Origin of the sequence: Sphingomonas kyungheensis, from assembly GCF_037120395.1 — a bacterium.
GTDB classification, from domain to species: Bacteria; Pseudomonadota; Alphaproteobacteria; order Sphingomonadales; family Sphingomonadaceae; genus Sphingomonas; species Sphingomonas kyungheensis.
The window spans coordinates 151,984-178,379 of record NZ_JBBBDM010000003.1 but is presented as its reverse complement, the minus strand read 5'-3'; the positions used below and the strand labels follow the sequence as shown (position 1 = coordinate 178,379).

27 protein-coding genes are annotated in these 26,396 nt (G+C 70.4%); 15 read left to right on the top strand and 12 right to left on the bottom strand.

All coding sequences use genetic code 11. The features are described from left to right. Positions 1–138: 138 nt before the first annotated feature. The 3 genes from V8201_RS08640 to V8201_RS08630 are packed head-to-tail and all read right to left on the bottom strand — an operon-like array spanning position 139 to position 2,655. Positions 139–750: a hypothetical protein gene (locus tag V8201_RS08640; RefSeq protein WP_336545027.1), complete on the bottom strand. Its 612-nt coding sequence runs from the start codon at positions 748–750 to the stop codon at positions 139–141. 8 nt (positions 751–758) lie between these two features. After that, a complete protein-coding gene (locus V8201_RS08635; protein WP_336545025.1) occupies positions 759–1,916 on the bottom strand; it encodes a M48 family metallopeptidase in 1,158 nt (385 codons plus the stop codon). 1 nt (position 1,917) lies between these two features. Next, positions 1,918–2,655 carry a hypothetical protein gene (locus V8201_RS08630; RefSeq protein ID WP_336545024.1) on the bottom strand — a complete coding sequence of 246 codons (738 nt, stop codon included), beginning with the start codon at positions 2,653–2,655 and terminating at the stop codon, positions 1,918–1,920. A 223-nt stretch (positions 2,656–2,878) separates the two neighbouring features. Between V8201_RS08630 and V8201_RS08625 the strand changes: the two genes are divergently transcribed. From V8201_RS08625 to V8201_RS08580, 10 genes are all read left to right on the top strand, one after another. Then, positions 2,879–3,586, top strand: a complete 708-nt coding sequence (locus V8201_RS08625) for an endonuclease/exonuclease/phosphatase family protein (RefSeq protein ID WP_271300801.1) — start codon at positions 2,879–2,881, stop codon at positions 3,584–3,586. Continuing rightward, a complete protein-coding gene (locus V8201_RS08620) occupies positions 3,586–5,880 on the top strand; it encodes a patatin-like protein (RefSeq protein ID WP_336545022.1) in 2,295 nt (764 codons plus the stop codon). The genes V8201_RS08625 and V8201_RS08620 overlap by 1 nt, the downstream gene beginning before the upstream one ends. A 107-nt stretch (positions 5,881–5,987) precedes the next feature. After that, positions 5,988–6,326 (top strand): lipopolysaccharide assembly protein LapA domain-containing protein, encoded by a 339-nt coding sequence (locus tag V8201_RS08615; protein WP_037536668.1) that lies wholly within the window; start codon positions 5,988–5,990, stop codon positions 6,324–6,326. After that, the gene (gene pyrF / locus V8201_RS08610; RefSeq protein WP_336545020.1) at positions 6,323–6,994 is read left to right on the top strand and encodes an orotidine-5'-phosphate decarboxylase; all 672 of its coding nucleotides are present in this window, start codon (positions 6,323–6,325) and stop codon (positions 6,992–6,994) included. Before V8201_RS08615 ends, pyrF begins: the two co-directional genes overlap by 4 nt. Positions 6,995–7,281: 287 nt before the next feature. Beyond that, positions 7,282–7,914 (top strand): phosphoribosylanthranilate isomerase, encoded by a 633-nt coding sequence (locus V8201_RS08605; protein WP_336545018.1) that lies wholly within the window; start codon positions 7,282–7,284, stop codon positions 7,912–7,914. Continuing rightward, positions 7,911–9,158: a tryptophan synthase subunit beta gene (gene trpB / locus V8201_RS08600; RefSeq protein WP_037536674.1), complete on the top strand. Its 1,248-nt coding sequence runs from the start codon at positions 7,911–7,913 to the stop codon at positions 9,156–9,158. The genes V8201_RS08605 and trpB overlap by 4 nt, the downstream gene beginning before the upstream one ends. Next, on the top strand, positions 9,155–9,949 hold the full coding sequence (gene trpA, locus V8201_RS08595; RefSeq protein WP_037536676.1) for a tryptophan synthase subunit alpha: 795 nt from the start codon (positions 9,155–9,157) through the stop codon (positions 9,947–9,949). Before trpB ends, trpA begins: the two co-directional genes overlap by 4 nt. Beyond that, complete coding sequence (accD, locus tag V8201_RS08590; protein ID WP_037536678.1) at positions 9,946–10,800, top strand: acetyl-CoA carboxylase, carboxyltransferase subunit beta; 855 nt, start codon at positions 9,946–9,948, stop codon at positions 10,798–10,800. The genes trpA and accD overlap by 4 nt, the downstream gene beginning before the upstream one ends. A 360-nt stretch (positions 10,801–11,160) precedes the next feature. Next, positions 11,161–12,486, top strand: a complete 1,326-nt coding sequence (locus V8201_RS08585) for a bifunctional folylpolyglutamate synthase/dihydrofolate synthase (RefSeq protein ID WP_336545017.1) — start codon at positions 11,161–11,163, stop codon at positions 12,484–12,486. Positions 12,487–12,555: 69 nt separating this feature from the next. Further along, complete coding sequence (locus V8201_RS08580) at positions 12,556–12,984, top strand: DUF6628 family protein (RefSeq protein ID WP_037536680.1); 429 nt, start codon at positions 12,556–12,558, stop codon at positions 12,982–12,984. A 194-nt stretch (positions 12,985–13,178) separates the two neighbouring features. Here V8201_RS08580 and V8201_RS08575 read toward each other — a convergent pair whose 3' ends face one another. Next, positions 13,179–14,501 (bottom strand): MFS transporter, encoded by a 1,323-nt coding sequence (locus tag V8201_RS08575; RefSeq protein WP_336545298.1) that lies wholly within the window; start codon positions 14,499–14,501, stop codon positions 13,179–13,181. A gap of 288 nt (positions 14,502–14,789) precedes the next feature. After that, a complete protein-coding gene (locus V8201_RS08570) occupies positions 14,790–15,260 on the bottom strand; it encodes a response regulator (protein WP_336545015.1) in 471 nt (156 codons plus the stop codon). A 116-nt stretch (positions 15,261–15,376) separates the two neighbouring features. Here V8201_RS08570 and V8201_RS08565 point away from each other — a divergent pair, with 116 nt between their 5' ends. After that, positions 15,377–16,894, top strand: a complete 1,518-nt coding sequence (locus tag V8201_RS08565) for a pseudouridine synthase (RefSeq protein WP_336545014.1) — start codon at positions 15,377–15,379, stop codon at positions 16,892–16,894. Further along, positions 16,891–17,427: a 16S rRNA (guanine(966)-N(2))-methyltransferase RsmD gene (rsmD, locus tag V8201_RS08560; protein WP_037536684.1), complete on the top strand. Its 537-nt coding sequence runs from the start codon at positions 16,891–16,893 to the stop codon at positions 17,425–17,427. Before V8201_RS08565 ends, rsmD begins: the two co-directional genes overlap by 4 nt. Before the next feature lie 17 nt (positions 17,428–17,444). Here rsmD and V8201_RS08555 read toward each other — a convergent pair whose 3' ends face one another. Together V8201_RS08555 and V8201_RS08550 are read right to left on the bottom strand one after the other, a co-directional pair. After that, positions 17,445–18,746, bottom strand: coding sequence for an MFS transporter (locus tag V8201_RS08555; RefSeq protein ID WP_336545013.1), 1,302 nt, complete (start codon positions 18,744–18,746; stop codon positions 17,445–17,447). 186 nt (positions 18,747–18,932) lie between these two features. Beyond that, positions 18,933–19,244 (bottom strand): UrcA family protein, encoded by a 312-nt coding sequence (locus V8201_RS08550; RefSeq protein ID WP_336545011.1) that lies wholly within the window; start codon positions 19,242–19,244, stop codon positions 18,933–18,935. A gap of 153 nt (positions 19,245–19,397) precedes the next feature. On the opposite strand from V8201_RS08550, the gene V8201_RS08545 reads away from it, so the two are divergent. Continuing rightward, positions 19,398–21,683: an ATP-dependent helicase gene (locus V8201_RS08545; RefSeq protein WP_037536690.1), complete on the top strand. Its 2,286-nt coding sequence runs from the start codon at positions 19,398–19,400 to the stop codon at positions 21,681–21,683. Positions 21,684–21,771: 88 nt separating this feature from the next. Further along, positions 21,772–22,311 (top strand): glycine zipper 2TM domain-containing protein, encoded by a 540-nt coding sequence (locus tag V8201_RS08540; RefSeq protein ID WP_373276469.1) that lies wholly within the window; start codon positions 21,772–21,774, stop codon positions 22,309–22,311. 19 nt (positions 22,312–22,330) lie between these two features. On the opposite strand, the gene V8201_RS08535 is transcribed toward V8201_RS08540, so the two are convergent. From V8201_RS08535 to V8201_RS08515, 5 genes are all read right to left on the bottom strand, one after another. After that, positions 22,331–22,660, bottom strand: a complete 330-nt coding sequence (locus V8201_RS08535) for a hypothetical protein (RefSeq protein WP_336545010.1) — start codon at positions 22,658–22,660, stop codon at positions 22,331–22,333. 75 nt (positions 22,661–22,735) lie between these two features. Then, a complete protein-coding gene (locus V8201_RS08530; protein WP_336545009.1) occupies positions 22,736–22,996 on the bottom strand; it encodes a hypothetical protein in 261 nt (86 codons plus the stop codon). Between the two features lie 151 nt (positions 22,997–23,147). Continuing rightward, the gene (locus V8201_RS08525; RefSeq protein ID WP_336545008.1) at positions 23,148–23,456 is read right to left on the bottom strand and encodes a 2Fe-2S iron-sulfur cluster-binding protein; all 309 of its coding nucleotides are present in this window, start codon (positions 23,454–23,456) and stop codon (positions 23,148–23,150) included. After that, positions 23,453–24,532 (bottom strand): cysteine desulfurase family protein, encoded by a 1,080-nt coding sequence (locus tag V8201_RS08520; protein WP_336545007.1) that lies wholly within the window; start codon positions 24,530–24,532, stop codon positions 23,453–23,455. The genes V8201_RS08525 and V8201_RS08520 overlap by 4 nt, the downstream gene beginning before the upstream one ends. Continuing rightward, positions 24,529–25,587: a cysteine desulfurase family protein gene (locus tag V8201_RS08515; protein ID WP_373276474.1), complete on the bottom strand. Its 1,059-nt coding sequence runs from the start codon at positions 25,585–25,587 to the stop codon at positions 24,529–24,531. Before V8201_RS08515 ends, V8201_RS08520 begins: the two co-directional genes overlap by 4 nt. Before the next feature lie 90 nt (positions 25,588–25,677). Between V8201_RS08515 and V8201_RS08510 the strand changes: the two genes are divergently transcribed. Then, positions 25,678–26,334: an alpha/beta hydrolase gene (locus V8201_RS08510; RefSeq protein ID WP_037536697.1), complete on the top strand. Its 657-nt coding sequence runs from the start codon at positions 25,678–25,680 to the stop codon at positions 26,332–26,334. The last annotated feature ends 62 nt before the right edge of the window (positions 26,335–26,396 follow it).

The window sequence follows — 26,396 nt, the reverse complement described above, 5'->3', positions numbered from 1 at the left end:
TTATGACGTGTTTGTCATGTCGGCCGCGTGCCCGACCGTTACGCGGCCTTAACTTTCTGATTGTAGGGCGGTTCTCGGTCCGAGAGGCCATGGAGGGGATGCCCGGCTGACCCGCCCGCCCAGTATTTGGCGGGCGGGTCAGTCTAGCCGGGCGCTCTCCGCCACCTGCCGCGCCGCGGCGGCGCTCCGTTCGAAATAATAGAGGGCCGGCGCCTCGTAGGTGATCAGATAGAGTTTGCCGTCGCGCAGCGTGCCGAATCCTTCGCCCCGGACATGGATGGCTTCCTCCGGACGGACGAAAGCGTAGCTAAAATGCACGCCGCCGGCGCCGGCGAACGGCGTCGGCTCGACGTGATCGATCGTCATCGTCGCGACGCCGAGCGCGCTGCGATAGCTGTTCTCCAGAAGCGTCGGAATGTCGGTGAGCAGCATCGTCCGGTTGACCGGCGGCAACGGATGCTCCCTGCGATCGGCCTGGCGGAACAGCGTCTTCCCCTCGCCGATCGCGGCATAGAAGGTCAGCGCGTTGAGCGTGTCGCCGTCGAGCGTCCACACCTCGGCATTGCGGCCGGGTCGCGCGCCCAGCCGGTTCCACTCGCTCGCGGGCGTCACCGTCAGGGGCGTCCTGGCGATGCTCACCCGTGCGCCGGCGGCGATGAGCCGGTTGCTCGCGTCCGCCGGCACCGCCGCCGCCAGCGCGACGACCAGCAACAACTGGCGGGGCAAGCGGTTCGGCAAGCGCGTCGTCATCATCGATCTCATCCCGCAATCAGGGTGGCGATCATCGCCGCGTCGCCGGCATCGGCCCTGCGCGCGAGATAGTCGCGCAGCGCCGCCTTGCCGGCCTCGACCTGCCCACTGCGCAGCAACGCCAGCCCCAGCCCGCGATAGGCCTCCGCCGGCGCATCGCCGTGCGTGATCGCCTCCCGGTAGAAACCGGCGGCGGCGGACAGATCGCGGGGGTTGCCGCGCTCGCGGTACAATTCGCCGCGCGCGAACAAGAGCGGCGTCGTCCAGCCGTCCACGGCCAATTGGTTGAGCAGATATTCACTGCCGCCGAAATCGTTGCGCTTAATCTGGTCGCCGAGCAGGCGCGGCAGCCACGGCGCGATCGCGGCGCGGAAGCGTGCCGCCTCATCGACGCCGCCGCCGCCGATCTGCGCCGCCGCCGCGCGCAGATAGGTGGCGCGGGTCAGCTCGGTCGGATGCGTATCAAAGAAGCCGGCGACATAGCGCTGGTTGGGCTTGCGATAGCGGCCGATCTCGGTGGCGTCCTGCTCCGCCATCACCCGCGTCCACAGATCCGCCGGCGCGGTCACGACATAGCCCGCCGCGGTGAGATAGCGGAAACCGAGCATGTCCGCCGCCGCTTCCTGCGCGCGACTGAAGCGATAGAAGCCGCCGACCACCATCGTCGGCAAGGCGATCCCGCCCGCGCCGAGCAACCCGGCCCAGGCGAGCAGATCGCTGCCGCTGCGCCGGCGCTGGAAGCCGGTAAGCGTATGGCGCAATTCGAAGTGGCTGAATTCATGCCCGAACATCGCGGCGAGTTCGGCCTCGCTATGCAGCCGCAGCAGCGCCCCCGACCATAAGGTCATCATTCCGTTCGCATAGGTGGTCGCGTTGAACATCGGGATGCGGACGATATAAAGCCGGATCGCCGCGCATCGCGCCGGCCCGACGGTGCGGCACAGCACCTCGCGCGCATAGGCGTTCAGCGCCGGATCGCGGATCACCTCGGGCGCGTCGCGCATCCGCCGCTCGTCCTCGTCGGCCTCCATCCACAGGCCGCGCTCGTCGACCGTCGTCGGCTGATAGGCGGTGGTGAACGGGGGCAGCGGCAACGTCTCGCGCGCCGCCTGCACCGGCGCCGCGCATAGCGCCGCGGCGAGCAGCGGAACGATCAGCCGGCGCATGTCAGCGCGCCCGGTTCGCATCCGCCGCAGCGACCGGCGTGTCGGCGGGTTTGCCGGGGAAGCCGGCGAGCAGCTCGCGCACCCGTTTGCGGGCGCCCTCCGGCGTGCGGACGTCGCCGCCCATCTGCAGATCGGCGTTGAGCCAGACGAGCTCGCCGCTGTGCAGATCGACCAGCCCGGCGAACCCCTTGTGCACGCCGGAGACGACCGACACACGGGCGAGTGCGGCGAACAGTTGCAACACCTTGCGCCCGGTCGATCCGAACGCGTCCTCGGTCGTCACGAACAGGGCGTAATCGGCGCCACCGAGCCCCGGCAGTGTGCCGACCTCCGGCCCCAGCCCCCAGTCGAACTGATCCTTGCGCTTCTTGGTCGGCAGCCGGTTGCCGGGGAAGAACTGAAATTCGATCACCGCCGCGGCGACGGTATCGAACAGCGCCTGATATTCGGCGAGCGCCGCGGCGTCCGCCCCGTCCGGCGCGGCATAATCGACCACCGCATGGCCGAGATGCGCCTCCGCCTCGCGCAGCGACGCGCCGAGCGCCTCGCGCGCCTGCGCGGTCCAGTCGGCATTGGGCTCGAACAGGCCCGCGGTGGATTGCGCACCGACCTTGATCGATGGACGGAACAGCAGGATGCGGGCAGTGTCCGGCGGCAGCACGAAACCCGGCTTGATCGCCGATCTCTCCTGCGCCGACGCCGGCACGGCGGCTGCGGCGACCAGACCGGCCAAGATCATATCCCGCGCAATCCGCAACATACCGCCCCCGGCCGCTCCGTTTACTTCGAGTCGCACCGACGTTTATCATGTCGTGCTTGACGATGCAGCGGATTTCCCGTTTTGCCTTGACTCTTTATTCACTATGGGTAGGCAGACACTTGACTTTATTGCCCTTCTCTTGTCGCTTGGTGCTGTGACCGCAAACGGCACCATTCCGCGATCCGGGCGTTACGTCCCCGCAATGGTTTCTCGCCACCTGAAAGTCGCCAGCTACAATATCCACAAGGGCGTCGGGCTCGACCGGCGGCGCAATCCCGAGCGGGTGCTGGAGGTGCTGCGCGAGATCGATGCCGATGTGATCGCGCTCCAGGAGGCGGACCGCCGTTTCGGCCCGCGCGAATCGGTGCTGCCCGCGCATCTGCTCGACGAGCATAGCGACTGGAAGCCGGTCGCCTTCGGCATGCGGGCGCTGTCGATGGGCTGGCACGGCAATGTCATCCTCGTCCGCAAGGCGGCGCGGGTGATCCATTGCGCGCCGATCCACCTCCCCTCGCTCGAACCGCGCGGGGCGGTCACCGCCGATGTCGAGCTGGACGGCGTGACCCTGCGCGTCGTCGGCATGCATCTCGACCTGTCCGGCCTGTGGCGACGGCGGCAGGCGGCGGCGATCCTCGCGCATGTCGAGGGCTGCGCCGACCGTCATCCGACCGTGATGATGGGCGATCTCAATGAATGGACCGCGGCGGCGGGATGTTTGCGCGACTTCGGCCGCGACTATCGCATGGCGGCGACCGGGCCGAGCTTCCACGCGCGCCGGCCGGTCGGGCGGCTCGACCGGATCATGGTGTCCGCCGACCTCCATGTGGCGGAATGCGGCGTCCACGCCAGCGCCGCGGCGCGCAAGACCTCGGACCATCTGCCGATCTGGGCGATGCTGGCCCCTGCGTGATGCGCGAGAAGGAGCTGCGCCTCGCGCTGGTCTGTTATGGCGGGATCAGCCTTGCCGTCTACATGCACGGCATCACCAAGGAGGTCTGGCACCTCGTCCGCGCCAGCCGCGCGATCCACGCCGGTGAGACCGCGCACGGCGCCAGCGAGCGCGTCTATGCGGAGCTGATCGCGGAGATCGAGGCGCTCGCCGGGCTGCGGCTGCGCGTCCTCGCCGATATCGTCGCGGGCGCGTCGGCGGGCGGGATCAACGGCATCTTCCTCGCCCAGGCGATCACCAGCGGCCAGAGCCTCGAACCGCTCACCGACCTGTGGCTGACCTCTGCCGATGTCGAGGCGCTGATCGATGCCGAGGCGGCGCCGGCGAGCCGCTTCTCCAAATTATGGGCGTTGCCGCTCGCCTGGGTCGCGGCGGGGCGCAGCAAGGACAAGGTCGAGGCGCTCGACGCGGCGACGCAGGACGAGGTGCGCACCAAGCTGTCGCATTTCGTCCGCTCGCGCTGGTTCGAGCCGCCGTTCGGCGGCGAGACCTTCACCGGGCTGTTGCTCGATGCCTTCGCCGCGATGGCCGCCGCGCCGCCGGGGCCGCGGCTGCTGCCGGCCGGGCAGCCGCTCGACCTGTTCGTCACCTGTACCGATTTCACCGGCCATCCCGAGCGGCTGCGGCTCAATTCGCCGCCGGAGGTGCTCGAGACCGAGCATCGCATCGTCATCGGCTTTTCCGACCATGCCGGCGGCGCGATCGGCGCGGTGCCCGAACTCGCCTTCGCGGCGCGGGCGACGTCGAGCTTCCCCGGCGCCTTCCCGCCGTTCACCGTCGCCGAACTCGACCGGGTCCTCGCCGCGCGCGGGCTCGCCTGGCCGGAGCGCGACGCCTTCCTCAAGCGGGTCCTGCCGCGCCACGTCGCCGCCAATCAGGTCGACAAGGCGGTGCTGATCGACGGGTCGGTGCTCGCCAATGCGCCGTTCCGCCCGGCGATCGATGCGCTCAGGGAACGGCCGGCGCGGCGCGAGGTCGACCGCCGCTTCGTCTACATTGACCCGTCGCCGGGCATCAAGATCCGCCTCGGCGCAGGGGGCGAGACGCCGGGCTTCTTCCAGACCATCCTCGGCGCGCTCAGCGACCTGCCGCGGCAGCAGCCGATCCGCGACAATCTCGATGCGCTCGCCGAACGCTCCGAACGGATCGACCGGCTGCGCGGCATCGTCACCGCGCTGCGCCCGGCGGTCGAGGAGGAGATCGAGCAATCCTTCGGCCACACGCTGTTCCTCGACCGGCCGACGCCGGCGCGGCTGGTCGCGTGGCGGCGGCATGCGCAGACGGCGGCGGCGAGCCGCGCCGGCTACAGCTATGTCGCCTACGGTCATCTCAAGCTGAGCGGTGTCGTCGCGATGATCAGCGGGCTGCTCTACCAGATCGGCGGCGAGCCGGGGCAGCAGCGCTGGCGGCGGATCCGCGCGGGAATCGAGGCGGCGATCGCGTCGCGCGGCTTCGGCGGCGTCGCGCCGAGCTTCTCGGGCAAGGAAGGCGCGGCGACGGTCGACTTCCTGCGCACCTTCGATCTCGGCTTCCGCATCCGCCGGCTGCGGCTGATGGCGCGCCGACTCGAGGAGATCGAGGCCGGGCAGCCCGACGACCAATCGGCCGGCGCCGCCGTGATGCGCGACGCCATCTATGCCTCGCTCGCCGCCTATCTCGACCGCCAGCGTGCCGATCATTATCCGCAGCTCCACCAGATGGTGCGGACGTCCCGCAGCCAGGACGCGGCGCCGTTGCTCGACGCGCTCGGAGACGCGCTCGATCTCGCCACGCTCGATGCCGACACCGACCGCCGGCTCGCCGACGCCTTCGTCAGCCTCGACCGGCCGATGCGGCGGGCGCTGCTGCTCACCTATTTGGGCTTCCCCTATTTCGACACCGCGACGCTGCCGCTGCTGCAGGGCGAGGGACTCGACGAGTTCGACCCGATCAAGGTCGATCGCATCGCCCCCGACGATGCCGGCTCGATCCGCGCCGGCGGCGCGGAGGCGACGCTCAAGGGCATCCAGTTCAACAGCTTCGGCGCCTTCTTCAGCCGCGCCTATCGCGAAAACGATTATCTGTGGGGCCGGCTGCACGGCGCCGAGCGGATGATCGACATCTGCGTCTCGACGCTGCCGCCGACGGTGCGGATGAAGCCGGGCCGCGTCGCCGCGATCAAACGCAGCGCCTTCCGCGCGATCCTCGACGAGGAAGAGCCGCGGCTGACGGCGATCCCCGGGCTGATCGCGACGCTGCGCGGCGAGGTGGGGTAAGGCCGCCTCACGCCGGCACGCCGGGCCGCCCCGATCGTACCCGTCCGGCCCCTCTGGCCATCCGCCTCCGCCGCCGCTACCCTCGCCCGCGTCCCCGGGAGTGATGCATGCAGTTCCTCAAGATCCTGTTCTGGTTCCTGCTCGCGTTCGTCGCGGCGCTGTTCACCTACGGCAATTGGACCAGCATCCAGATCAACCTGTGGAGCGGGCTGATCGCCGACGTCAATCTGCCGCTGCTGCTGCTCGTCACCTTCCTGCTCGGACTGCTGCCGACCTATCTCTATCTCGGCACGGTGCGCTGGCGGCTGCGCCAGCGGCTGAGCGCCTGCGAGCGGCTGCTCGCCGAGCAGCGCGCGCAGGTCGCGCCGCCGGCCCTCGTCGTCGCGCCGGCGAACGCCGATCCGCTGACGCCGAGCGAACCCGCCGCGATGGGCCGCCCGGCATGAGCCCGATCTTCGTCGCGATCGACACGCCCGATCTTGCCCGTGCCAAGGCGCTCGCCAACCGCACGCGCGCGCATGTCGGCGGGCTCAAGCTCGGGCTCGAGTTCTTCTGTGCGCACGGACAGGCCGGGGTGCGCGAGCTTGCCGAGATCGGTCTGCCGATCTTCCTCGACCTCAAGCTGCACGACATTCCCAATACCGTCGCCAAGGCGGTACAGGCGCTCAGCGGGCTCGCGCCGGCGATCCTCACCGTCCATGCCAGCGGCGGCCGCGCGATGCTGGAGGATGCCAAGGCCGCGGCGTCGCCGCATACCAAGGTGGTCGCGGTGACGATGCTGACCAGCCTCGATGCGAGCGACCTCGCCGCGACCGGCGTCACCGGCAGTGCCGAGGCGCAGGTGCTGCGCCTCACCGATCTGGCGCATGAGGCGGGGATCGACGGCATCGTCTGCTCGGGGGCCGAGGTCGCCGCGGCGCGCAAGGCGTGGCCCAAGGGCTTCTTCGTCGTACCCGGCGTCCGCCCTGCCGACGGCGTGATCGGCGATCAGAAACGGGTCGTCACACCGCGCGCCGCGCTCGATGCGGGTGCGTCGATCCTCGTCATTGGCCGTCCGATCACCCAGGCGGAGGACCCCGACGCCGCCGCCCGCGCGATCGGCGCGACGTTGTAAATGACACCTCCCTCTCCCTACTGGAGAGGGATGCGGCGAGAGGGTGAGGGCAGGCGCGAAACGCTTGGCCCTGGCCCCGCCAGTGGGGTGCCGGTCGCGATGACGGTCCGGGACCGGCTTACTCTTCGCCCGCGCCTCCACCACGCCACCGTCCGTGCGACGCTCTTAAAAACACGCCGCCCGCCCTGCCCTCACCCAGCGCCGCCTTCGGCGTCTTCTCCCTCTCCCATCGGGAGAGGGAGGCGGGCGGGCTTGCAACTTGCGTCGGAAATCCCGACACGCGCTGGATGCCCACCGCCACCAAGATCTGCGGCCTGACCACGCCCGAGACGCTCGCCGCCGCGCTGCGCGGCGGGGCCAGTCACGTCGGATTCGTCTTCTTCCCGCCCTCCCCCCGGCACCTCGGCCTCGATGCCGCCGCCGGCCTCGCCGGGCAGGTGCCGGGCGAGGCGACGCGGGTCGGGGTGTTCGTCGATCCCGACGATGCGACGCTCGACGCGGCGATCGCCGCGGCGCGGCTCGACGCGATCCAGCTCCACCAGACCGCGCCCGAGCGCGTCGCCGCGATCCGCGCGCGCGTCCGCCGGGAGACCTGGGCGGCGGTGGCGATCAAGACGCGCGCCGACCTCGATGACGCGCGCCGCTACGCCGGTGCCGCCGACCGGCTGCTCTACGACGCCAAGACGCCGCCCGGCGGCCTGCCCGGCGGCATGGGGCTGCGCTTCGACTGGGCGATGCTCGACGGCCTCCGCCACCCGCTGCCCTGGGCGCTGTCCGGCGGGCTCGATCCCGCCAACGTGCGCGAGGCGATCGCGCGCACCGGCGCGCCCTTGGTCGACGTCTCGTCGGGCGTCGAATCCGCGCCGGGGGTCAAGGATATGGACAAGATCGGCGCCTTCCTTAAAGCGGCGCAGTCATGAACGCCCCCAACACCTATCGCGCCCAGCCCGACGAGCGCGGGCATTTCGGCCAGTTCGGCGGACGCTATGTCGCCGAGACGCTGATGCCGCTGATCCTCGAGCTCGAGCGCGAATATCGCGCCGCCAAGGCCGACCCCGCCTTCGCCGCGCAATTCGACGATCTGATGAACCATTATGTCGGCCGCCCCAGCCCGCTCTACCACGCCGAACGGCTGAGCGAGGCGGTACGCGAAGGCGCGGGAACCGGCCCGAACGGCGAGAGGCTCGGCGCGCAGATCTGGTTCAAGCGCGACGAGCTCAACCATACCGGCGCGCACAAGATCAACAATTGCATCGGCCAGATCCTGCTCGCCATCCGCATGGGCAAGACGCGGATCATCGCCGAGACGGGCGCCGGCCAGCACGGCGTCGCCACCGCCGCGGTCTGCGCGCGCTTCGGCCTGCCCTGCGTCATCTACATGGGTGCGAAGGACGTCGAGCGGCAGCAGCCCAACGTCTTCCGCATGAAGCTGCTCGGCGCCGAGGTCCGCCCGGTGACGAGCGGCGCGGCGACCCTGTCCGACGCGATGAACGAGGGGCTGCGCGACTGGGTCGCCAACGTCCACGACACCTTCTACATCATCGGCACCGCCGCCGGCCCGCATCCCTATCCCGAGCTGGTCCGCGACTTCCAGAGCATCATCGGCCGCGAGGCGCGCGCGCAGATGCTCGAGCGGACCGGCCGCCTGCCCGATCTGCTGTGCGCGGCGATCGGCGGCGGATCGAACGCGATCGGCCTGTTCCACCCCTTCCTCGACGATGAGTCGGTCGGCATGCTCGGCGTCGAGGCGGCGGGTCACGGCCTCGAAGGCAGCGAACATGCCGCCAGCCTCGCCGGCGGTTTCCCCGGCGTGCTCCACGGTAACAAGACCTATCTGTTGCAGGACGAGGACGGCCAGATCGCGGAAGGGCATTCGATCTCGGCGGGGCTCGACTATCCCGGCATCGGCCCCGAGCATGCCTGGCTGCGCGACATCGGCCGCGTCGAATATACCAGCGCGACCGATCAGGACGCGCTCGATGCCTTCCAATTGCTCTGCCGCACCGAGGGCATCATTCCCGCGCTCGAGCCCGCGCATGCGATCGCCGCGGTGACCAAGCGCGCGCGGACGATGCGCGACGACCAGATCATCCTCGCCAATCTGTGCGGTCGCGGCGACAAGGACATCTTCACCGTCGCCAACGCGCTGGGGGTGGCGATATGAGTGCACGCCTGTCGGCCGCCTTCGGAAAGGGCCGGCCCGCGCTCGTCACCTTCGTCACCGCCGGCGACGGGCCGACCGGCGCGATCCTCGACGCGCTGGTCGAGGGCGGCGCCGACGTGATCGAGCTCGGCATGCCGTTCACCGATCCGATGGCGGACGGTCCGGCGATCCAGGCGGCGAATCTGCGCAGCCTTGCCGCCGGCACGCGCACCGCCGACATCCTCGCCATCGCCACCGCCTTTCGCGCGCGCCATCCTGAGGTGCCGCTGGTGCTGATGGGCTATGCCAATCCGATGCTGCGCCGCGGTCCCGACTGGTTCGCCGCGGCCGCCGCGGCCGCGGGCGTCGACGGCGTGATCTGCGTCGACATCCCGCCGGAGGAAGACGAGGCGCTCGGCCCGATGCTGCGCGCGCAGGGCATCGATCCGATCCGCCTCGCCACGCCGACCACCGATGCGGCGCGGCTGCCGCGCGTGCTGGAGGGGGCGAGCGGCTTCCTCTATTACGTCTCGGTCGCGGGGATCACCGGGCTGCAACAGGCGGCGCAGGGCTCGATCGACGCCGCGGTGGCGCGTCTCAAGGCGCAGACCAGGCTGCCGGTCGCGGTCGGCTTCGGCGTCCGCACGCCCGAACAGGCGGCGGCGATCGGCGCCTGTGCCGATGGCGTCGTCGTCGGCTCGGCGATCGTCGAGCTGGTCGCGGCGCATGGCGCGGATGCCCCAGCGGCGGTGCGCGCCTATGTCCACTCCCTCAGCGAGGCGGTCGCCTCGTCGCGAAAGGTCAGCCGATGAGCTGGATCACCAACGTCCGCAACGCCCTGCCCTTCGTCGCCAAGCGCGAATCGTCGGACGAGAATCTGTGGCACAAGTGCAAGGGCTGCGGCCAGATGATCTTCACCAAGGAATTGGAGGAGAATCTCTACGTCTGCCCGAAGTGCGATCATCACGAGCGGATCGGGCCCAAGTTGCGCTTCGCGCAGATCCTCGACAGCGGCAGCTGCAGCGAATTGCCCGCGCCCAAGGTGGTCGAGGACCCGCTCAAGTTCCGTGATTCGAAACGCTATACCGATCGGCTCAAGGCGGCGCGGACCTCGGCGCAGGAACAGGATGCGCTGATCAACGCGCGCGGCACGATCCTCGGCCATCGCGTCGTGATGGGCGTGCAGGACTTCGCCTTCATGGGCGGATCGATGGGGCTTGCGGTCGGCGAGGCCTTCGTCCGCGGCATCGAGGCGGCGATCCACGACAAGGCGCCGTATGTCGTCTTCACCGCCGCGGGCGGCGCGCGCATGCAGGAGGGCATCCTCAGCCTGATGCAGATGCCGCGCAGCACCGTCGCGATCCAGATGCTCCACGATGCCGGCCTGCCCTATATCGTCGTGCTCACCGATCCGACCACCGGCGGCGTCACTGCCAGCTATGCGATGCTCGGCGACGTGCAGATCAGCGAGCCCAATGCGCTGATCGGATTCGCCGGCCAGCGGGTGATCGAGAGCACGATCCGCGAGAAACTGCCCGAAGGCTTCCAGCGCGCCGAATATCTGCTGGATCATGGCATGCTCGACATGGTCGTCCACCGCAAGGAGCTGCGCGATCGGCTGGCAACGGTAATCGGCTATCTGGCGACGGCGCAGGCGGCGTAGGCGAGGGCGGACCGGCCGCTGCCATACGGCAGCAGCCCGGCCGCTGCGAGGGCTGCGACCCCGCGTCCCCATCGACCACCCCGGCGAAGGCCGGGGTCGAGTTCCGCGACGCTTTTGGGACCTCACGGCAGTCTCCCAACTGGACCCCGGCCTTCGCCGGGGTGGTGCGGAGGATGGGGCGTGGGCCTGCTGAGCCAGATAGCGTCGATCCGTTAGCGGCAGATCCTCGTCGCGACCGGTCCGTGCCCTGGCGACAGCACCGGTTTGGCCATGCCGCCGGATCGACTTTCCCCACCCGTTCGCCTAAGGCGGGCGCGACGAGACCCCATGGCGCGCGGCGACCCGAGACCGACCCACACGATGCCAGACCACGCCACCTCCACCGATACCGCCGTCCAGCAGCAACTCGACCGACTGTGGTCGCTGTCCCCCGGCGCCGACGTGCTCGGGCTGGAGCGGATCACCCGGCTGCTCGCCCGGCTCGGCGATCCGCATCGGGCGATGCCGCCGGTGTTCCACGTCGCCGGCACCAACGGCAAGGGATCGACCTGCGCCTTCCTCCGCGCGGCGATCGAGGCGGCGGGGCATGACGTTCATGTCTTCTCGAGCCCGCACCTCGTCCGCTTCAACGAGCGTATCCGCATCGCCGGCAGGCTGATCGACGATGCGACGCTCGCCGCATTGCTCGCCGAGGTGCTCGACGCCGCCGGGGACGGAGCGGATGCGATCGGCGCGAGCTTCTTCGAAGTCACCACCGCCGCCGCCTTCCTCGCCTTTTCGCGCACGCCGGCCGCGGCGGCGATCGTCGAGGTCGGGCTCGGCGGCCGGCTCGATGCGACCAACGTCATCGCCGCGCCGGCGGTGACCGGCATCGCCGCGCTCGGCATGGATCATGAGGCGTTTCTCGGCGATCGGCTGATCGACATCGCCGGCGAGAAAGCGGGGATCGCCAAGGCGGGCGTGCCGCTGGTGACGATGCGCTACGCCACCGCCTGCCGCGCCCGGATCGCCGCGGTCGCCGCGGCGGCCGGCGCCCCGGTCGTCGCCCGCACCGTCGACTGGTGGAGCGACACGACGCGGACCTCGCTGCGCTATCGCGACGCCGCCGGCACGATCGCCACCGCACGGCCGAGACTGGTCGGCGCACACCAGTCGCGCAACCTCGCGCTCGCGCTGGCGATGCTGCGCCATCAGCAGGCGGTGGCCGTGCCACTCGCGGCGATGCGCGCCGCCGCCGACGGCGCGCACTGGCCGGCGCGGATGCAGCGGCTCGCCCCCGGTCCGCTCCACGCGCATCTGCCGGCCGGAAGCGAATTATGGCTCGACGGCGCACACAATCCCTCGGCCGCGATGCCGGTGACGCAGGCGCTGCCTGGCATCGCGCGCGGGCGGCGGGTCGGGCTGGTACTCGGCATGCTCGCCAACAAGGATGCGGCGGGTGTGCTGCGGCTGCTCGCGCCGTCGGTGTCGGAGGTGATCGCGGTGCCGGTGCCGGGACATGCGCATCACGCGCCCGCGACGCTCGCCGCGCTCGCCGCCGGCCAGGGAGTCGGCGCCGGAGTCGCTGCCGACCTGCCCGACGCGCTCGGCCAGCTCGCGCGACGCGACACGCCAGTGGTGCTGATCGCCGGCTCGCTCTACCTTGCCGGTGAAGCGCTCCGCGCCAACGACGAGTATCCTGCCTGACGCCATGATTGCGATTGACTTGCAATAGCGGACAGAGAAGACTGCGCGCGACCTCAGGAGTTGCCCCGCATGTCCGATCTCACCACCACCGTCGCGGCCCTGCCCTATGCGCTGCCGGCCTGCCCCAATGCACGTGTCGCGCTGTTCGCGCTGCGGCGGATGGGGGCGCAGGGGCTGCACGATGCGCGGGCGAGCCATGCGCTGTTCACCGCCTTCGGCCAGGAGTTCCGCCGCCCGCTGGTGCTGATGCGCGCGCTGATGGCGGATCTCGCCGGCACCGCGGCAGGGACGATCGCGATCGCGCCCTGCTGCTGCGCGCGGATGACCGCCGCCGAGCGCGCGTTGCTCACCATCCTCGCGCGGGTCGAGACGGCGCCGGACAGCGCACGGCTGCTGCTCGGCGACCTGCTCGGCGTGCGGCGTGTCGATTCGGTGCTGGCGAGCGTCGCCGCCGTGGCGACCGCCTTCGCCGATGATGGCCGGCCGATCTGCGTCTAGACGGTCGCGGCGTTTACGGCTGCCGTTGAAGGGGTTGGCGCAGAGGCGCAGAGGACGCGGCGGGGCGGCGTTCCGGGAGGCCGTGGTCCGTCCCACCGCACGAGGCGCGGCCACAATTGCGGCGACGCCTTCCTCCGTGCCGCTGGACGCAAACCGATTCGAGCGGGACGAACAGGAGCGCGCCTATCGGGGCGCTAGTCCCGCACGTCCCCCTCGCCGACGACGCCCGCGCTGCCGATCGACCGGTCGATCAAGCCGGACCGGCACATCCACCAGAACAGCAGCACCCCCGGCAAGGCCGCGACCGTCGTTCCCCAGTAGAAAGCGACATAGCCGAAGCTGTCGACCAGCCGCCCGGTCGTCGTCGCGGTGAGCACGCGGCCGACGATGCTCGCCGCCGCCGAGATCATCGCATATTGCGCCGCGGTGAAGCGCAGGTCGCACAACGCCGAGAAATAGGCGACGACGGTGACGCCGCCGATCCCGCTCGACATATTCTCGAACGCCATCGCGCCGGCGAGCCCGATATTGCTGTGCCCCGCCCCGGCGAGCAGCGCGAAGGCGGCGTTGGAGACCATCATCAGGATCAGGCTCAGCATCACCGATCGCTTGAGCCCCATGCGCGCATAGAGCACGCCACCGATCGCGATGCCGACCCAGAAGGCCCAGAAGCCGATGACGACGTCGTAGAGCGCGATCTCGTCGTTGCTGAAATGGAGATCGTCGAGCAGCAGCCGCAGCGCCTGCTGCCCCAGCGTATCGCCGATCTTGTGGAGCAGGATGAAGGCGAGGATGATGATCGCGCCGTGGCGGCGGAAGAATTCCGCGAACGGGCTGACGATCGACGCGCCAAGCTCGGCGAGCCCGCGGCGCCGCACCGGCTCGCGCCGCCGCGTCGGCTCGCCGCGCGTCACCGCCACCACCATCGCCGGCAGCGCGAAGACGATGCAGGCAAGATAGGCGACGTGCCAGTCCGCTCGTGCCGCGATCACCAGCGCGAGCGAGCCGGCGAGCACCGAGCCGATCTTCCAGCCATATTGCGTCATCCCCGATCCGACGCCCATCTGCTCGGGTTCGAGCGTCTCGATGCGATAGGCGTCGATGACGATGTCATAGGTCGCGCCGGCGAAGCCGACGAGGATCGTCGCGACGATCGTCGCCTGCAGGCTCGCCGCCGGATCGACCAGCGCGAGATTGACGATCGCGGCGATCACCAGCACGCCGCTGAGCAGCACCCACGACACCCGCTGCCCCAGCCGGCCGATCACCGGCAGCCGCACGCCATCGACCATCCACGCCCATAGCGGCTTGAGATTGTAGACCAGGAAGCCGAGCGTGAAGGCGGTGATCATGCTCTTGTCGAGCCCGTCCTGCTTGAGCCGCGTGGTCAGCGTCGCGCCGATCATCGTGAAGGCGAGCCCGGACGATATGCCCATGAAGAATACCGCGACCGGGCCGCGCTCGGCATAAGGCGCGAGCGGGGCGAGCCGCGCGCGCATCGCCGCCGAGCGACGCATCAGCACGACGAGCAGCACCGTGACGGCCGCGACGATAACGAAATAGAAATTGGTGCCGGTCAACATCGCCGCGACACTAGCGCCAATTTTGCCCGCGCCTAGCGGGTTTGGCGGTAACGCCGGTCCGGCTGTGCAGGTCTCGGTTCGCGCAGAAGCGCGGAGGGCGCAGAACCCTTGTGGGCAGCCCATGCCGCCCGCGGGCCACCAGCCCGGCGTGCGTCATCGTGTGGCTATGCAAGCTTCCCTGCGCCCACCGCGCCTCGGCGCGAACCGGTCTTCGCCCGGCGGTCAGCGCGCGTCGACCTCCGGCCCGGGCGCGACGGGCGCAGCATCGGGGATCGCGAACAGCCGGAAGCCGGTCGGCAGCCGCCGCGTCTTGCGGCCGGCGATATTCGCTTCGATCGCCTCGATCGCGCCGATCAGGTCGCGCTGCTGATAGGGTTTGGCGAGGCAGCCCGCGGCGAGCGCCATCGCCTCGGCGGGGAAATTGCCGGTGACGAACAGTACCGCGACGCCGCGCTCTCCCGCGGCCCGCGCGACATCCAGCCCCGATCCGTCGGCGAGATTGACGTCGAGCAGCACCAGGTCGACGTCCGAATCCGATCGCAGCACCGCAATCGCCTCGGCGACGCGGTCGACGGTGGCGACGATCTGATAGCTCGCGTCGCTCAGCAGATGTTCGGTGTCGAAGGCGATCAGCGGCTCGTCCTCGACGACGAGCACCCGGACGATCGAACGTTTCTTCCTTCCGAACAACATCGCCACGCTCCGCCTGGCGCCGCACAAGTGATTACGCCTCCGCAGGATAACGCGCCGTACTCGGATCGGACGCAAATAATTTCGCTGCCATGACAAATGCGCGTTATGGCCGCGCCATGGCCCAATCCTCCGAACCCCGCAGCGGCGATCGCATCGCGAAACTGCTCGCCCGCGCCGGCATCGCCAGCCGCCGCGAGATCGAGCGCATGATCGCCGACGGCCGCGTCGCGCTCGACGGCACGGTGCTCGACACCCCCGCCACCGTGCTGCGCTCGCTCAACGGCGTCACCGTCGACGGCGAGCCGGTCGCGCAAGCCGAACCGACCCGCCTGTTCCTCTACCACAAGCCGACCGGCCTGCTGGTCACCGAACGCGATCCCAAGGGACGGCCGACGATCTACGACCGGCTGCCCGACGATCTGCCGCGGCTGGTGCCGGTCGGCCGGCTCGACCTCAATACCGAAGGGCTGCTGCTGCTCACCACCGACGGCGGGTTCAAGCGCCAGCTCGAACTGCCCGCGACCGGCGTCGAGCGCAGCTATCGCGCGCGCGCCTACGGCAATGTCACGCAGCAGCAGCTGGAGGATCTTGCCGACGGGATCGAGATCGACGGCATCCGCTACGGTCCGATCGACGCCAATATCGAGCGGCGCACCGGCGCCAACGTCTGGATCGAGATCACGATCACCGAAGGCAAGAACCGCGAGGTGCGGCGGGTGCTCGAACATCTCGACCTGCAGGTCAGCCGGCTGATCCGCACCAGATACGGCCCCTTCCTGCTCGGCGACCTGCCGGTCGGCGGCATCGGCGAGGTCAAGCAGCATGAGATTGTCGCCTTCCGCCGCACGCTCAAGGGCGGCGTTCCCGAGGCGGACCTGATCGAGCCGCCGCGCGACGGCTTCCGCGCGGCGCCGAGCGCGGCCCGCCCGGCCCGCGCCCGCCCGCGCCCGATCGACGCACCCGCCCCGCGCGAGGCACAGGCCGCCGGACGCGGCGCCGCCCGCGCGCCGCGCCGCAGCGATGCGACCGCGAACGGCATCGCGCCGCGTCCGGCGCGTCCCGGCGCGACCGGTGAGCGCGCCCGTCCCGTCCTGCGCGAGGGGCGCGAGATGCGCACGACAGCGGACGGCGAAGGCCAGCGCGGCCGGCCGCGCCGCGACGAGCGCGAGGCGCGGCCGGCTCGGTCATCGACGGGCGGGGCGTTGCGCGACGGGCAGCCGGCACGTGGTCGGCGCGGGGAGACCGAGGCACGATCGGCGCGGCCGACCACAGGTGCGGCGCGCGACGGGCAGCCGGCACGCTTCCGGCGTGCGGATACGGAGCGCGTGCCCGCCGGCGACGGCGCGCGCGAGGGTCAGCGCGGTCGCTTCCGCCGCGACGATCGCGAGGCGCGGCCGGTGCCGACCGGCGGCTCGGCGCGCAAGCCGTGGGAGCAGGAGACGCCCCGCCGCGATGAGCCGCAGCGCAGCGGCGGCCGGCCGGCGCGAACCGGCGGCGGGTCGGCCGGTGGACGCTCCGGTGGCGGTGGCGGTGCCGACGGTCGCCCGGCGCGGCCGTCGCGCCCCGACACGCCGCGTGGGCCGGCGGGGGGGCGCGGCGCGCCACGCGGCGGGCCGAAGGGAGGCAAACGATGAGGGTGATCGCCGGCCAATGGCGGGGCCGCCCGCTCGTCGCGCCCAAGGGCGATGCGACGCGCCCGACCGCCGACCGGACGCGCGAGGCGCTGTTCTCGATGCTGACCAGCCGGCTCGGCAGCTTCGACGGGCTCGCCGTCGCCGATCTGTTCGCCGGATCGGGCGCGCTCGGCATCGAGGCGCTGTCCCGCGGCGCCGGCTCCTGCCTGTTCGTCGAGCAGGACGGCGCGGCGCTCGACGCGCTCAAGGCCAATCTCGCGCGACTCGGCACGCGCGGCGACGTGCGCGCCGGCTCGGTGCTCGGCCTCGGCCCGGCGCCGGCGCCGCTCGATCTCGTCATGATGGATCCGCCCTATGGCACCGGCGCGGGCCTGGTCGCGCTCGACAAGCTCACCCGGCTCGGCTGGATCGCGCCCGCCACCTGGGTCAGTATCGAGACCGCCAAGGCGGAGGAGATCGCGCCGCCCGGCTATGCGATCGACGCCAGCCGCGTGCACGGCAAGGCGAGGCTCACCCTGCTGCGGCAGGGCTGACGAACCGCGACGGCGGCTCAGGCCCCGACCGGTTTGCGCAACAGCATCAGCCCGGCGAGGCTGAGCAGCCCCGCCGCGACCAGATACAGGCCGATCCACCCGAGGCCGCGCTGCGCCAGCGCCTCCGCGGCGATCGGCGCCAGCGCGCCGCCGAGGATGCCGCCGAGATTGAAGGTCATCGACACGCCGGTGTAGCGCACCCCGGCGGGGAACAGGCTCGGCAGCCAGCCGCCGAGCGGGCCATAGGCGAAGCCCATCACGAACAGCGCGAAGGCGAGCCACAGGAAGACGACGAACAGCGATCCCGCGCCGAGCATCGGCCCCATCGCCAGTCCGGCGACCATGCAGCCGCAAAAGCCGATCACCAGCATTCCGCGCGCGCCGCGCCGGTCGGCGAGCAGGCTGGCGACGATCACCCCCGCGGCGAGGAACAGGATCGCGACCAGCTCGACGCCCAGCATCGCCTCCCGCCCGTAGCCCAGCGTCTTGGTGCCGTAGCCGAGCGCGAAGGCAGTCGCGAGATAGAAGAGCGCGAAACAGGCGATCACCCCGCCGGTGCCGGCGAGCACCGCGCGGCTGTGCGACGCGAACAACGTCGCGATCGGCACCTTGGGCAGGGCCTCGGCGCGCTCGGCGGCGACGAACGCCGGCGTCTCGGTCAGCTTGAGCCGTACCCACAGGCCGAGCACGACCAGCACCGCGCTGATCAGGAACGGCAGCCGCCAGCCCCAGGCGCGGAACTGCGCCTCGTCGAGCCACAGGCCGAGGATCAGGAACAAGCCATTGGCCATCAGGAAGCCGACCGGCGCGCCGAGCGGCGGGAACATCCCCCAGGTGTTGCGGCGGTGCGGCGGGGCATTCTCCACCGCGAGCAATGCCGCGCCACCCCATTCGCCGCCGAGTCCGAAACCCTGACCAAGCCGCATCAGGCACAGCAGCAACGGCGCGAGCCAGCCCATCTGCGGCGCGACCTGTTCGACCTGGGCATAGGTGGGCAGGAAGGCGATCGCCACCGTCGACCCGCCCATCAGCATCAGACTGGCGACCAGCGTCGACTTGCGGCCGATCCGATCGCCGAAATGACCGAAGACGATCGCGCCGACCGGCCGCGCGATGAAGGCGATGCCGAAGCTCGCGAAGCTCAGCATCTGCCGCGCGGTGCCGCTCGTCGCCGGGAAGAACAGGTCGCCGAACACCAGCGCCGCCGCGGTCGCGTAGATGTAGAAGTCGTAAAACTCCACCGCGGTGCCGACGAGGCTGGCGGTGAGGATACGGCGCGGCGAGGCAGGCGGCGGCGGGGTTGCGGGAATCGACGTCATCCCCCCACTCTAGTCGGGAAAAAAGGCCGATGCGCAACATGAGTGAAATCCATCCGCAACAAAGCGCGTCTAGACAGAGAGGGTCGCTGCTCCTCTCCCCCTGTGGGTAGCGACTGTCGACCGCCTCCCCTGTCGGTCGACCTCCCTGAACTACGGGGCGGTCGCCAGGCGACTGCCCCGATTTTTCTATCGGTCCGTCCCGCCCACCGTCTGACCGGTCGCCTTCGCCAGTTGCTGCGCTCCGTCGCGACGGACTTCACCGATACAGCGCATCACGTCCATCGCGACGGTGATATCCTTGGGTATCGTGCCACAGAGGTTCTGCGCCGCCCACCGGACCCGCGCGCGGAAGCGCCGTTGCCCTTCCGGCGTTCGCAGATCAAGATCCTGCGTGATGATCCTGGTTTGCACGATCCGGCGGTCGGGCGACGGGTTGGTCGCCGCAGTGGACGATGGCGTCGCAGTGAGCGCCGCAACACATAAGGGAAAGACGATCATCGGGGACCTCCTGCCGGCCCATCCGAAGGTCTCTCGGCCGGCTTGTGCTTTATAGAGACACTCGGTCGCCGACATCGCCGCGCCGGGCGGGATGATCGCCGCCGCCCACCTTCACTCTTGCCCGTGCGAACGCCGTTCCCTACCTGTTCACCGGTGACCGATCTCCGTGCCCCCAACGCCTTGCAGGACCCGCCCTATCTCGCCGGGCTCAACGCGCCGCAGCGCGACGCCGTGCTGACCACCGAAGGGCCGGTGCTGATGCTCGCCGGCGCCGGGACGGGCAAGACCGCGGCGCTCACCGCGCGGCTCGCGCATCTGCTGTGGACGCGCAAGGCGTGGCCGTCGGAGATCCTCAGCGTCACCTTCACCAACAAGGCGGCCCGCGAGATGCGCGAGCGCGTCGGCCGGCTGGTCGGCGACGCGGTCGAGGGCATGCCGTGGCTCGGCACCTTCCATGCGATCGGCGCCAAGATGTTGCGCCGCCATGCCGAACTGGTCGGCTTGCAGAGCAATTTCAGCATCCTCGACACCGACGACCAGCTTCGCCTGCTCAAGCAGCTGATCGTCGCCGCCGACCTCGACGAGAAACGCTTCCCCGCGCGCAGCCTCGCCGGGCTGATCGACGATTGGAAGAACAAGGGGCTGGTCCCCGCCGATATCGACGCCGGCGAAAGCGAGCGTTTCGCCAACGGGCGCGGCGGCGAGCTCTATGCGCAATATCAGGAGCGGCTGCGCAGCCTCAACGCCTGCGACTTCGGCGACCTGCTGCTGCACATGCTGACCGTGCTCAAATCGCATCCCGACGTGCTCCGCACCTATCAGGAGCGGTTCAAATATATCATGGTCGACGAATATCAGGACACCAATGTCGTCCAGTATCTGTGGCTGCGGCTGCTCGCCCAGGCGCGCAAGAACATCGCCTGCGTCGGCGACGACGATCAGTCGATCTATTCGTGGCGCGGCGCGCAGGTCGAGAACATCCTGAAGTTCGAAAAGGACTTTCCCGGCGCGAAGGTGATCCGGCTCGAACAGAATTACCGCTCGACGCCGCACATCCTCGGCGCGGCATCGGGGATGATCGCCAATAACGGCGGCCGGCTCGGCAAGACGCTGTGGACCGAGCTCGACGCGGGCGAGAAGGTCCGCGTCGTCGGCGTATGGGACGGCCCCGAGGAGGCGCGGCGCGTCGGCGAGGAGATCGAGGCGGCGCAGCGCGGCGGCAAGAGCCTCGACGACATCGCCATCCTAGTCCGCGCCCAGCATCAGACCCGCGAGTTCGAGGATCGCTTCATCGCGATCGGCATGCCCTATCGCATCGTCGGCGGCTTCCGCTTCTACGAGCGCGCCGAGATCCGCGACGCGCTCGCCTATCTGCGCGTCGTCAACCAGCCCGCCGACGATCTCGCCTTCGAACGCATCGTCAACGTGCCCAAGCGCGGGCTCGGCGACAAGGCGCTCGCCAAGATCCACCAGCTTGCCCGCGCCGAGCGGCTGCCGCTGACCCATGCCGCGGCGCGCATCCTCGACACCGACGAACTGACGCCGCAGGCGCGCCGCGCGCTCGGCAATCTGGTCGGCGACATCGCCCGCTGGCGCGACATGGCGCGCGACCTGCCGCACGCCGAGCTCGCCCGCCAATTGCTCGACGAGAGCGGTTATACGGCGATGTGGCAGGCGGAGAAATCGGTCGAGGCGGCGGGGCGGCTCGAGAACCTGTCCGAACTCGTGCGCGCGATGGAGGAATATGAGTCGCTCGGCGCCTTCCTCGAACATGTCAGCCTCGTCATGGACAAGGAGGGCGGCGTCCAGGACCCGCAGGTGACGATCATGACGATCCACGCCGCCAAGGGGCTGGAATATGACACCGTCTTCCTCGTCGGCTGGGAAGAGGGGCTGTTCCCCTCGCAGCGATCGCTCGACGAGGGCGGGACCAAGAGCCTCGAGGAGGAACGTCGCCTCGCCTATGTCGCGATCACCCGCGCGCGGCGCCGCGCGACGATCCTCCACGCCGCCAACCGCCGCATCTACGGCCAGTGGACGTCGAGCATCCCGAGCCGGTTCGTCGGCGAGCTGCCCGGCGACCATATCGACGCCGAGACGACGATGTCGGGCGGCGAGAGCCTGTGGCGCGCCAATTGGAGCGAGCGCGCCGATCCCTTCGCCGATGTCGGCCGCGGCACCGGTCGTGGTCCCGGCTGGCAGCGCGCGGCGGGCGCCGCCTCGGGCTTCTCGACCGCACCGACGCGGGTGGTCGAGAGCCGCGCGAGCGCGGTGAGCATCGGCAACAAGGGACGCAGCGACCTGTCGGTCGGGCTACGCGTCTTCCACCAGAAGTTCGGCTATGGCGCGATCGCCGAGATCGAGGGCAACAAGCTGGAGATCGATTTCGAGGCGGCGGGCCGCAAGCGCGTGATGGATACGTTCGTCACGATCGGCTGATCCGGCCGCCGTCCTCGTTCAGGAACCGCCAAGGGCGGATCGGCGTATGACCGGGGCGGACCCGACTCAGCGGGTCCGGAAAAGGATCATGACGATGTTTAGGTCGCTTTTGCTGTCCGCCGCGCTGGTGACGACGCTCGCCGCGCCGGTCGCCGCCCAGTCCGCCGCGGACGATGCGCGCTTCGCCGCCGCGCAGCAGCGCTTCGACGCCGAGCTTGCGCGCTACCGTTCCGAATTCGATCGCTATCGCGCGCTGCGCGGCATTCCCGGTCCGGGCGGCTATCGCCAGGCGCCGGTGCCGGACGGCTATGACGACCAGCGCTATGACCCGCGCGACGGCGACCGCTACGAAAACGGCTATGACCCGTCGCGCTATTACCGGCCGAGCTCGCAGGAGCGCGTGCTCAGCGCCAACGATCGCGTCTATGCGGGCACCGACGGCCGCTATTATTGCAAGCGCAGCGACGGCACCACCGGGCTGATCGCCGGCGGCGCGGCGGGCGGCATCCTCGGCAACGTCATCGACGGCGGCCACAGCCGCATTGTGGGCACCCTGCTCGGCGGCGCGGTCGGCGCGCTCGCCGGCAAGGCGATCGATCAGAACCAGGCGGAGATCCGCTGCCGCTGAGCCGAACGGCGGTCGGGCGTCAGCTGCGCTCGACCGCCATCAGCGTCACGCCCTCATATTTTTCGGCCGCGGGCTCGAACAGGCTGCTCGGGGTGAAGCGCGTGTCGGTGAGCGTCGGCGCGCCGAGCCCGTCCATCTTAAAGGTGCCGACCTTTTCCTCGCGTGGCGGCTTGCCGTCGCGCTCCATCGTCACGGCATCGACGTAGATCTCGCCGTGACGGGTGTAGAGGATATGGGGCGCGATCGTCACCGTCCCCTTGTTATAGGTGGCGGTCACGGCAAGCTGGCGCACGATCGCTTCGAACATCGTCGGCACCGGGCCGGTCGGTCCGTTGGCTGGAGTAGTCATCGGCGGCACCATAAACGTTCGTGTTGCATCGCAGCAAGAACGCTTTCGCGCCGCCGGTGTTTCCGGTGGACGACGTCAGACGCGGAAGCAGCGACGCTGCGGGCCATAATAGCCCCGCTCGATCCGGCATACCACCCGCCCGCGACCATAGCCGCGGCCGCCCCAGCGCGGTCCTCGATCATAGCGATAGCCGCGATAGCCCGGACCGCCATGCCAACGACGCCCGTCATGCCGACCATAACCATGGCCGCGATAGCCGCCATGATCGTAGCCGCGATCATAGCCACGGTCGTAGCCATAACGCTGGGCCTCGGCCGGCGCGGCGCCGGCCAGCATCCCGATCCCGAGGGCAGCGGCCCCTAGACATGCAATGAACTTCATGGGTTACTCCTGACACGCCCGTTTATGGGCATGGCGCGACCCTGCACCGCCGGCACTGCATGCGGCCTGAACCCGCGGTTGTACGAATGTCAGCTTTGCTGCCCGGTCACGCCGGCACGCGCACGGTCAGCCCATCCAGCGCCGCGGTGAGCCGGATCTGGCAGGCGAGCCGGCTGGTCCGTGTCGCGCTGGGGACGAGATCGAGCAGATCCTCCTCCTCGTCGCGGGCCGGCGGCAGCCGTGCGAAATCCGCCGCCGCGACGACGACGTGACAGGTCGCGCAGGCCATGTCGCCGTTGCACGTCCCCTCGAGCGGTTCGCCCGCCGCCCGTGCGACGTCGAGCAGCCGCGTGTCCGATTCGGCCGCCGCGGATCGCGCCGTTCCGTCCGGCCCGACGAAGACGACGCGGATCATAGCCCCTGCCGTGCCGCCGCCGCGACGATCAGCGCCAGCCCCGCGCGCAATTCGGCTTCGTCGGTATAGCGCCCGAAGCCGAGTCGCAGGCTCGACCGCGCCTCCCCCTCCGACAGGCCGATCGCGCGCAGCACGTGGCTCGACCGGCCCGATCCGCTCGCGCAGGCCGATCCGGCGGAACAGGCGAGATCGCGACACTCGCTCATCAGCCGCGCGACATCGAGGCCGTCGCGCCCGACGTTGAGGTTGCCGCGATAGCGCGGTGCGGCCGTGCCGTTGATCCGCCAGCCGGGCAAGGCGTCGACTGCCAGTTGCCACAGACGCTCGACATGCGCCGCGTCCCGCTCGCCTTCCGCGCCGAGCAAGGCCGCCGCCGCGCCGAAGCCGGCGCACAGCGCGGGCGACAGCGTGCCCGAACGGCCCCGCTCCTGCCCGCCGCCGTGGAGCAGCGGTTCCGGCTCCACGCCGTCGCGCACCCACAAGGCGCCGATCCCCTTGGGACCGTGCACCTTGTGCGCCGACAGCGCGATCAAGTCGCAGCCCGGCGGCATCGTGACCCGGCCGAAGCCCTGCACCGCGTCGCACAGCATCAGCGCACCCGCCGCATGCGCCAGTTCGGCCAAAGCGGCGATCGGCTGGATCACGCCGATCTCGTTATTGACCAGCATCGCCGCGACCAGCCCGACGCCGGGCCGGATCGCCGCCGCCGCCACGGCGAGATCGACCAGTCCGTCGCGTCCGACCGGCAGCACCGTCACGGCCCGCCCCCGCGCCGCCTCGGCCGCGACGGTGTCGAGCACCGCGGCATGTTCGCTCGCCAGCGTGACGATGCCGCCGCGCGTGCCCTTGATCGCCCAGTTGAGCGCCTCGGTCGCGCCGCTGGTGAAGCGCAGCGAACCGCCAGGCGGCAGTTGCGCGGCGATCGCATCGCGCGCGACCTCCACCGCCGCCTTGGCGGCGCGGCCGGCGCGGTGGGGGGCATGCGGATTGGCGTGCTGCGTCTCGAGCCACGGCAGCATCGCGGCGAGCGCTCCGGGCGCGAGCGGCGTCGTCGCCTGATAATCGAGGTAGATCATGCCGCGCGCCGGGTCGTCCGCGCCATCTGCCGCCAGGCGGCGACGAAGCCGTCGACCGCCGCGGCATCGGTGTCGCGCCCGAAGCTCACCCGGATCACCTCGCGCCCGTCGGTCTCGCTCCAGCCCATCGCGGCGAGGACGTGGCTCGGCTTCATGCTGCCGCTCGAACAGGCGCTGCCCGCCGATATCGCGAAGCCGGCGCCGTCGAGCAGGATCAATTGCGCCGCCGCCTTGACCCCGCGCAGCCGGTAGGAGCCGATCGCCGGGTGGCGCACCGCCGCCGCGGCGACAATCTCGCCGCCCGAGCGCAGGATCGCATCGTCGAGCCGGTCGCGCAGCGGCTGATGATCGGGCTCCGCGACATCGAGCGCCGCGGCATAGCCGAGCGCGCCGGGCAGATTCTCGGTACCCGGCCGATAGCCGCGCTCCTGCCCGCCGCTCGGGCTGAGCAGCGCGAGATCGCGGACCAGCAGCGCGCCGACGCCCGGCGGGCCGCCGCGCTTGTGCGCCGACAGCGCGACCATATCGGCGAACGCCGCCACCTCGCCGGAGGCCGGCATCTGCGCGGCATCGACGAGCAGCCGCCCGCCCGCCGCATGGACCAGCGCGGCGATCTCGCCAAGCGGCTGGCGCACCCCCGTCTCGCTGTTCGCCCATTGCACGCAGACCAGCGCCGGGGGTCCGTCGAGCATCGTCGCGAGCCGCGCGCGATCGACCACGCCCGCGGCGTCGACCGGCGCGACCGCGGCATCGCCCGCGGCGCGGATCACCGCATCATGTTCGACCGCGGTGATGATTCGCCGCGGCAGAACCGACCGGCCGAGCGCGATGTGCAGCGATTCGCTCGCGCCGCTGGTCAGCAGCGTCTCGCCGGTCCAGCCATAGGCCGCGGCGATTCGCCGCCGCGCGCCCTCGAGCGCCGCGCGCGCCGCGCGTCCCTCGGCATGCGGCGACGACGGATTCGCCCAGAGCGCGACACCCTGCGCCATCGCCTCGCGCGCGGCGGCGATCACCGGGGTGGTGGCGGCGTGATCCAGATAGATACGATGCGACAGGGTTCGTTCCAATTGCGTGACGGAGCCTGACGCTTATATAGCGCGCAACGATCCGCGCTCCCAGCGCGCCCCTTAGCAGCGGCGAGACCCATGCCCGAAGTGATTTTCCCCGGCCCCGAAGGCCGTCTCGAAGGGCGTTTCGCCCCCGCTCCGCGGCCGCGCGCGCCGGTGGCGATGATTCTCCATTCGCACCCGGCGGCGGGCGGCACGATGAACAGCCGCATCGTCCAGGAGCTGTACAAGACCTTCCAGCGCCGCGGTTTCGCGACGCTGCGCTTCAACTTCCGCGGCGTCGGCAAGAGCCAGGGCACGTTCGACAACGGCATCGGCGAATTGTCCGACGCGGCGAGCGCGCTCGACTGGGTGCAGAGCTTCCACCCGGAGGCGTCGACCACCTGGATCGCCGGGGTCAGCTTCGGCGCCTGGATCGGCATGCAATTGCTGATGCGCCGGCCGGAGATCCGCGGCTTCATCTCGATCGCGCCGCCCGCCAACATGTTCGACTTTTCGTTCCTCGCCCCCTGCCCGTCGTCGGGGATCATCATCCAGGGCGAGGCCGACGAGGTCGCCACCCCCGGCGCGACGCAGAAGCTGGTCGACAAGCTGCGCACGCAGAAGCACATCACCATCCATCACGACACGATCCCGAAGGCCAATCACTTCTTCGAGAACGAGACGCCGGAGCTGATGCGCTCGGTCGACAAGTATCTCGACATGCGGCTGGATCCGAATTCGCCGATACGGTGATTTGTGGGCGGGCTCGCCGGTTGACGGCGAGCCCGCATCGTCGCCGTTTCCGTTGGTCAATG

Bases quoted from the DNA above. Each gene is read 5' to 3' on its own strand.
- pyrF (WP_336545020.1), top strand. From the start codon at position 6,323: ATGAGCCCGATCTTCGTCGCGATCGACACGCCCGATCTTGCCCGTGCC.
- V8201_RS08535 (WP_336545010.1), bottom strand. From the start codon at position 22,660: ATGACTACTCCAGCCAACGGACCGACCGGCCCGGTGCCGACGATGTTC.
- V8201_RS08615 (WP_037536668.1), top strand. From the start codon at position 5,988: ATGCAGTTCCTCAAGATCCTGTTCTGGTTCCTGCTCGCGTTCGTCGCG.
- trpA (WP_037536676.1), top strand. From the start codon at position 9,155: ATGAGTGCACGCCTGTCGGCCGCCTTCGGAAAGGGCCGGCCCGCGCTC.
- V8201_RS08555 (WP_336545013.1), bottom strand. From the start codon at position 18,746: ATGACGTCGATTCCCGCAACCCCGCCGCCGCCTGCCTCGCCGCGCCGT.
- V8201_RS08510 (WP_037536697.1), top strand. From the start codon at position 25,678: ATGCCCGAAGTGATTTTCCCCGGCCCCGAAGGCCGTCTCGAAGGGCGT.
- V8201_RS08630 (WP_336545024.1), bottom strand. From the start codon at position 2,655: ATGATCTTGGCCGGTCTGGTCGCCGCAGCCGCCGTGCCGGCGTCGGCG.
- accD (WP_037536678.1), top strand. From the start codon at position 9,946: ATGAGCTGGATCACCAACGTCCGCAACGCCCTGCCCTTCGTCGCCAAG.
- V8201_RS08570 (WP_336545015.1), bottom strand. From the start codon at position 15,260: ATGTTGTTCGGAAGGAAGAAACGTTCGATCGTCCGGGTGCTCGTCGTC.
- V8201_RS08575 (WP_336545298.1), bottom strand. From the start codon at position 14,501: ATGCGTCGCTCGGCGGCGATGCGCGCGCGGCTCGCCCCGCTCGCGCCT.
- V8201_RS08635 (WP_336545025.1), bottom strand. From the start codon at position 1,916: ATGCGCCGGCTGATCGTTCCGCTGCTCGCCGCGGCGCTATGCGCGGCG.
- V8201_RS08520 (WP_336545007.1), bottom strand. From the start codon at position 24,532: ATGATCTACCTCGATTATCAGGCGACGACGCCGCTCGCGCCCGGAGCG.
- V8201_RS08625 (WP_271300801.1), top strand. From the start codon at position 2,879: ATGGTTTCTCGCCACCTGAAAGTCGCCAGCTACAATATCCACAAGGGC.
- V8201_RS08540 (WP_373276469.1), top strand. From the start codon at position 21,772: ATGACGATGTTTAGGTCGCTTTTGCTGTCCGCCGCGCTGGTGACGACG.
- trpB (WP_037536674.1), top strand. From the start codon at position 7,911: ATGAACGCCCCCAACACCTATCGCGCCCAGCCCGACGAGCGCGGGCAT.
- V8201_RS08585 (WP_336545017.1), top strand. From the start codon at position 11,161: ATGCCAGACCACGCCACCTCCACCGATACCGCCGTCCAGCAGCAACTC.
- V8201_RS08620 (WP_336545022.1), top strand. From the start codon at position 3,586: ATGCGCGAGAAGGAGCTGCGCCTCGCGCTGGTCTGTTATGGCGGGATC.
- V8201_RS08550 (WP_336545011.1), bottom strand. From the start codon at position 19,244: ATGATCGTCTTTCCCTTATGTGTTGCGGCGCTCACTGCGACGCCATCG.
- V8201_RS08530 (WP_336545009.1), bottom strand. From the start codon at position 22,996: ATGCTGGCCGGCGCCGCGCCGGCCGAGGCCCAGCGTTATGGCTACGAC.
- V8201_RS08525 (WP_336545008.1), bottom strand. From the start codon at position 23,456: ATGATCCGCGTCGTCTTCGTCGGGCCGGACGGAACGGCGCGATCCGCG.
- V8201_RS08580 (WP_037536680.1), top strand. From the start codon at position 12,556: ATGTCCGATCTCACCACCACCGTCGCGGCCCTGCCCTATGCGCTGCCG.
- rsmD (WP_037536684.1), top strand. From the start codon at position 16,891: ATGAGGGTGATCGCCGGCCAATGGCGGGGCCGCCCGCTCGTCGCGCCC.
- V8201_RS08565 (WP_336545014.1), top strand. From the start codon at position 15,377: ATGGCCCAATCCTCCGAACCCCGCAGCGGCGATCGCATCGCGAAACTG.
- V8201_RS08605 (WP_336545018.1), top strand. From the start codon at position 7,282: ATGCCCACCGCCACCAAGATCTGCGGCCTGACCACGCCCGAGACGCTC.
- V8201_RS08640 (WP_336545027.1), bottom strand. From the start codon at position 750: ATGACGACGCGCTTGCCGAACCGCTTGCCCCGCCAGTTGTTGCTGGTC.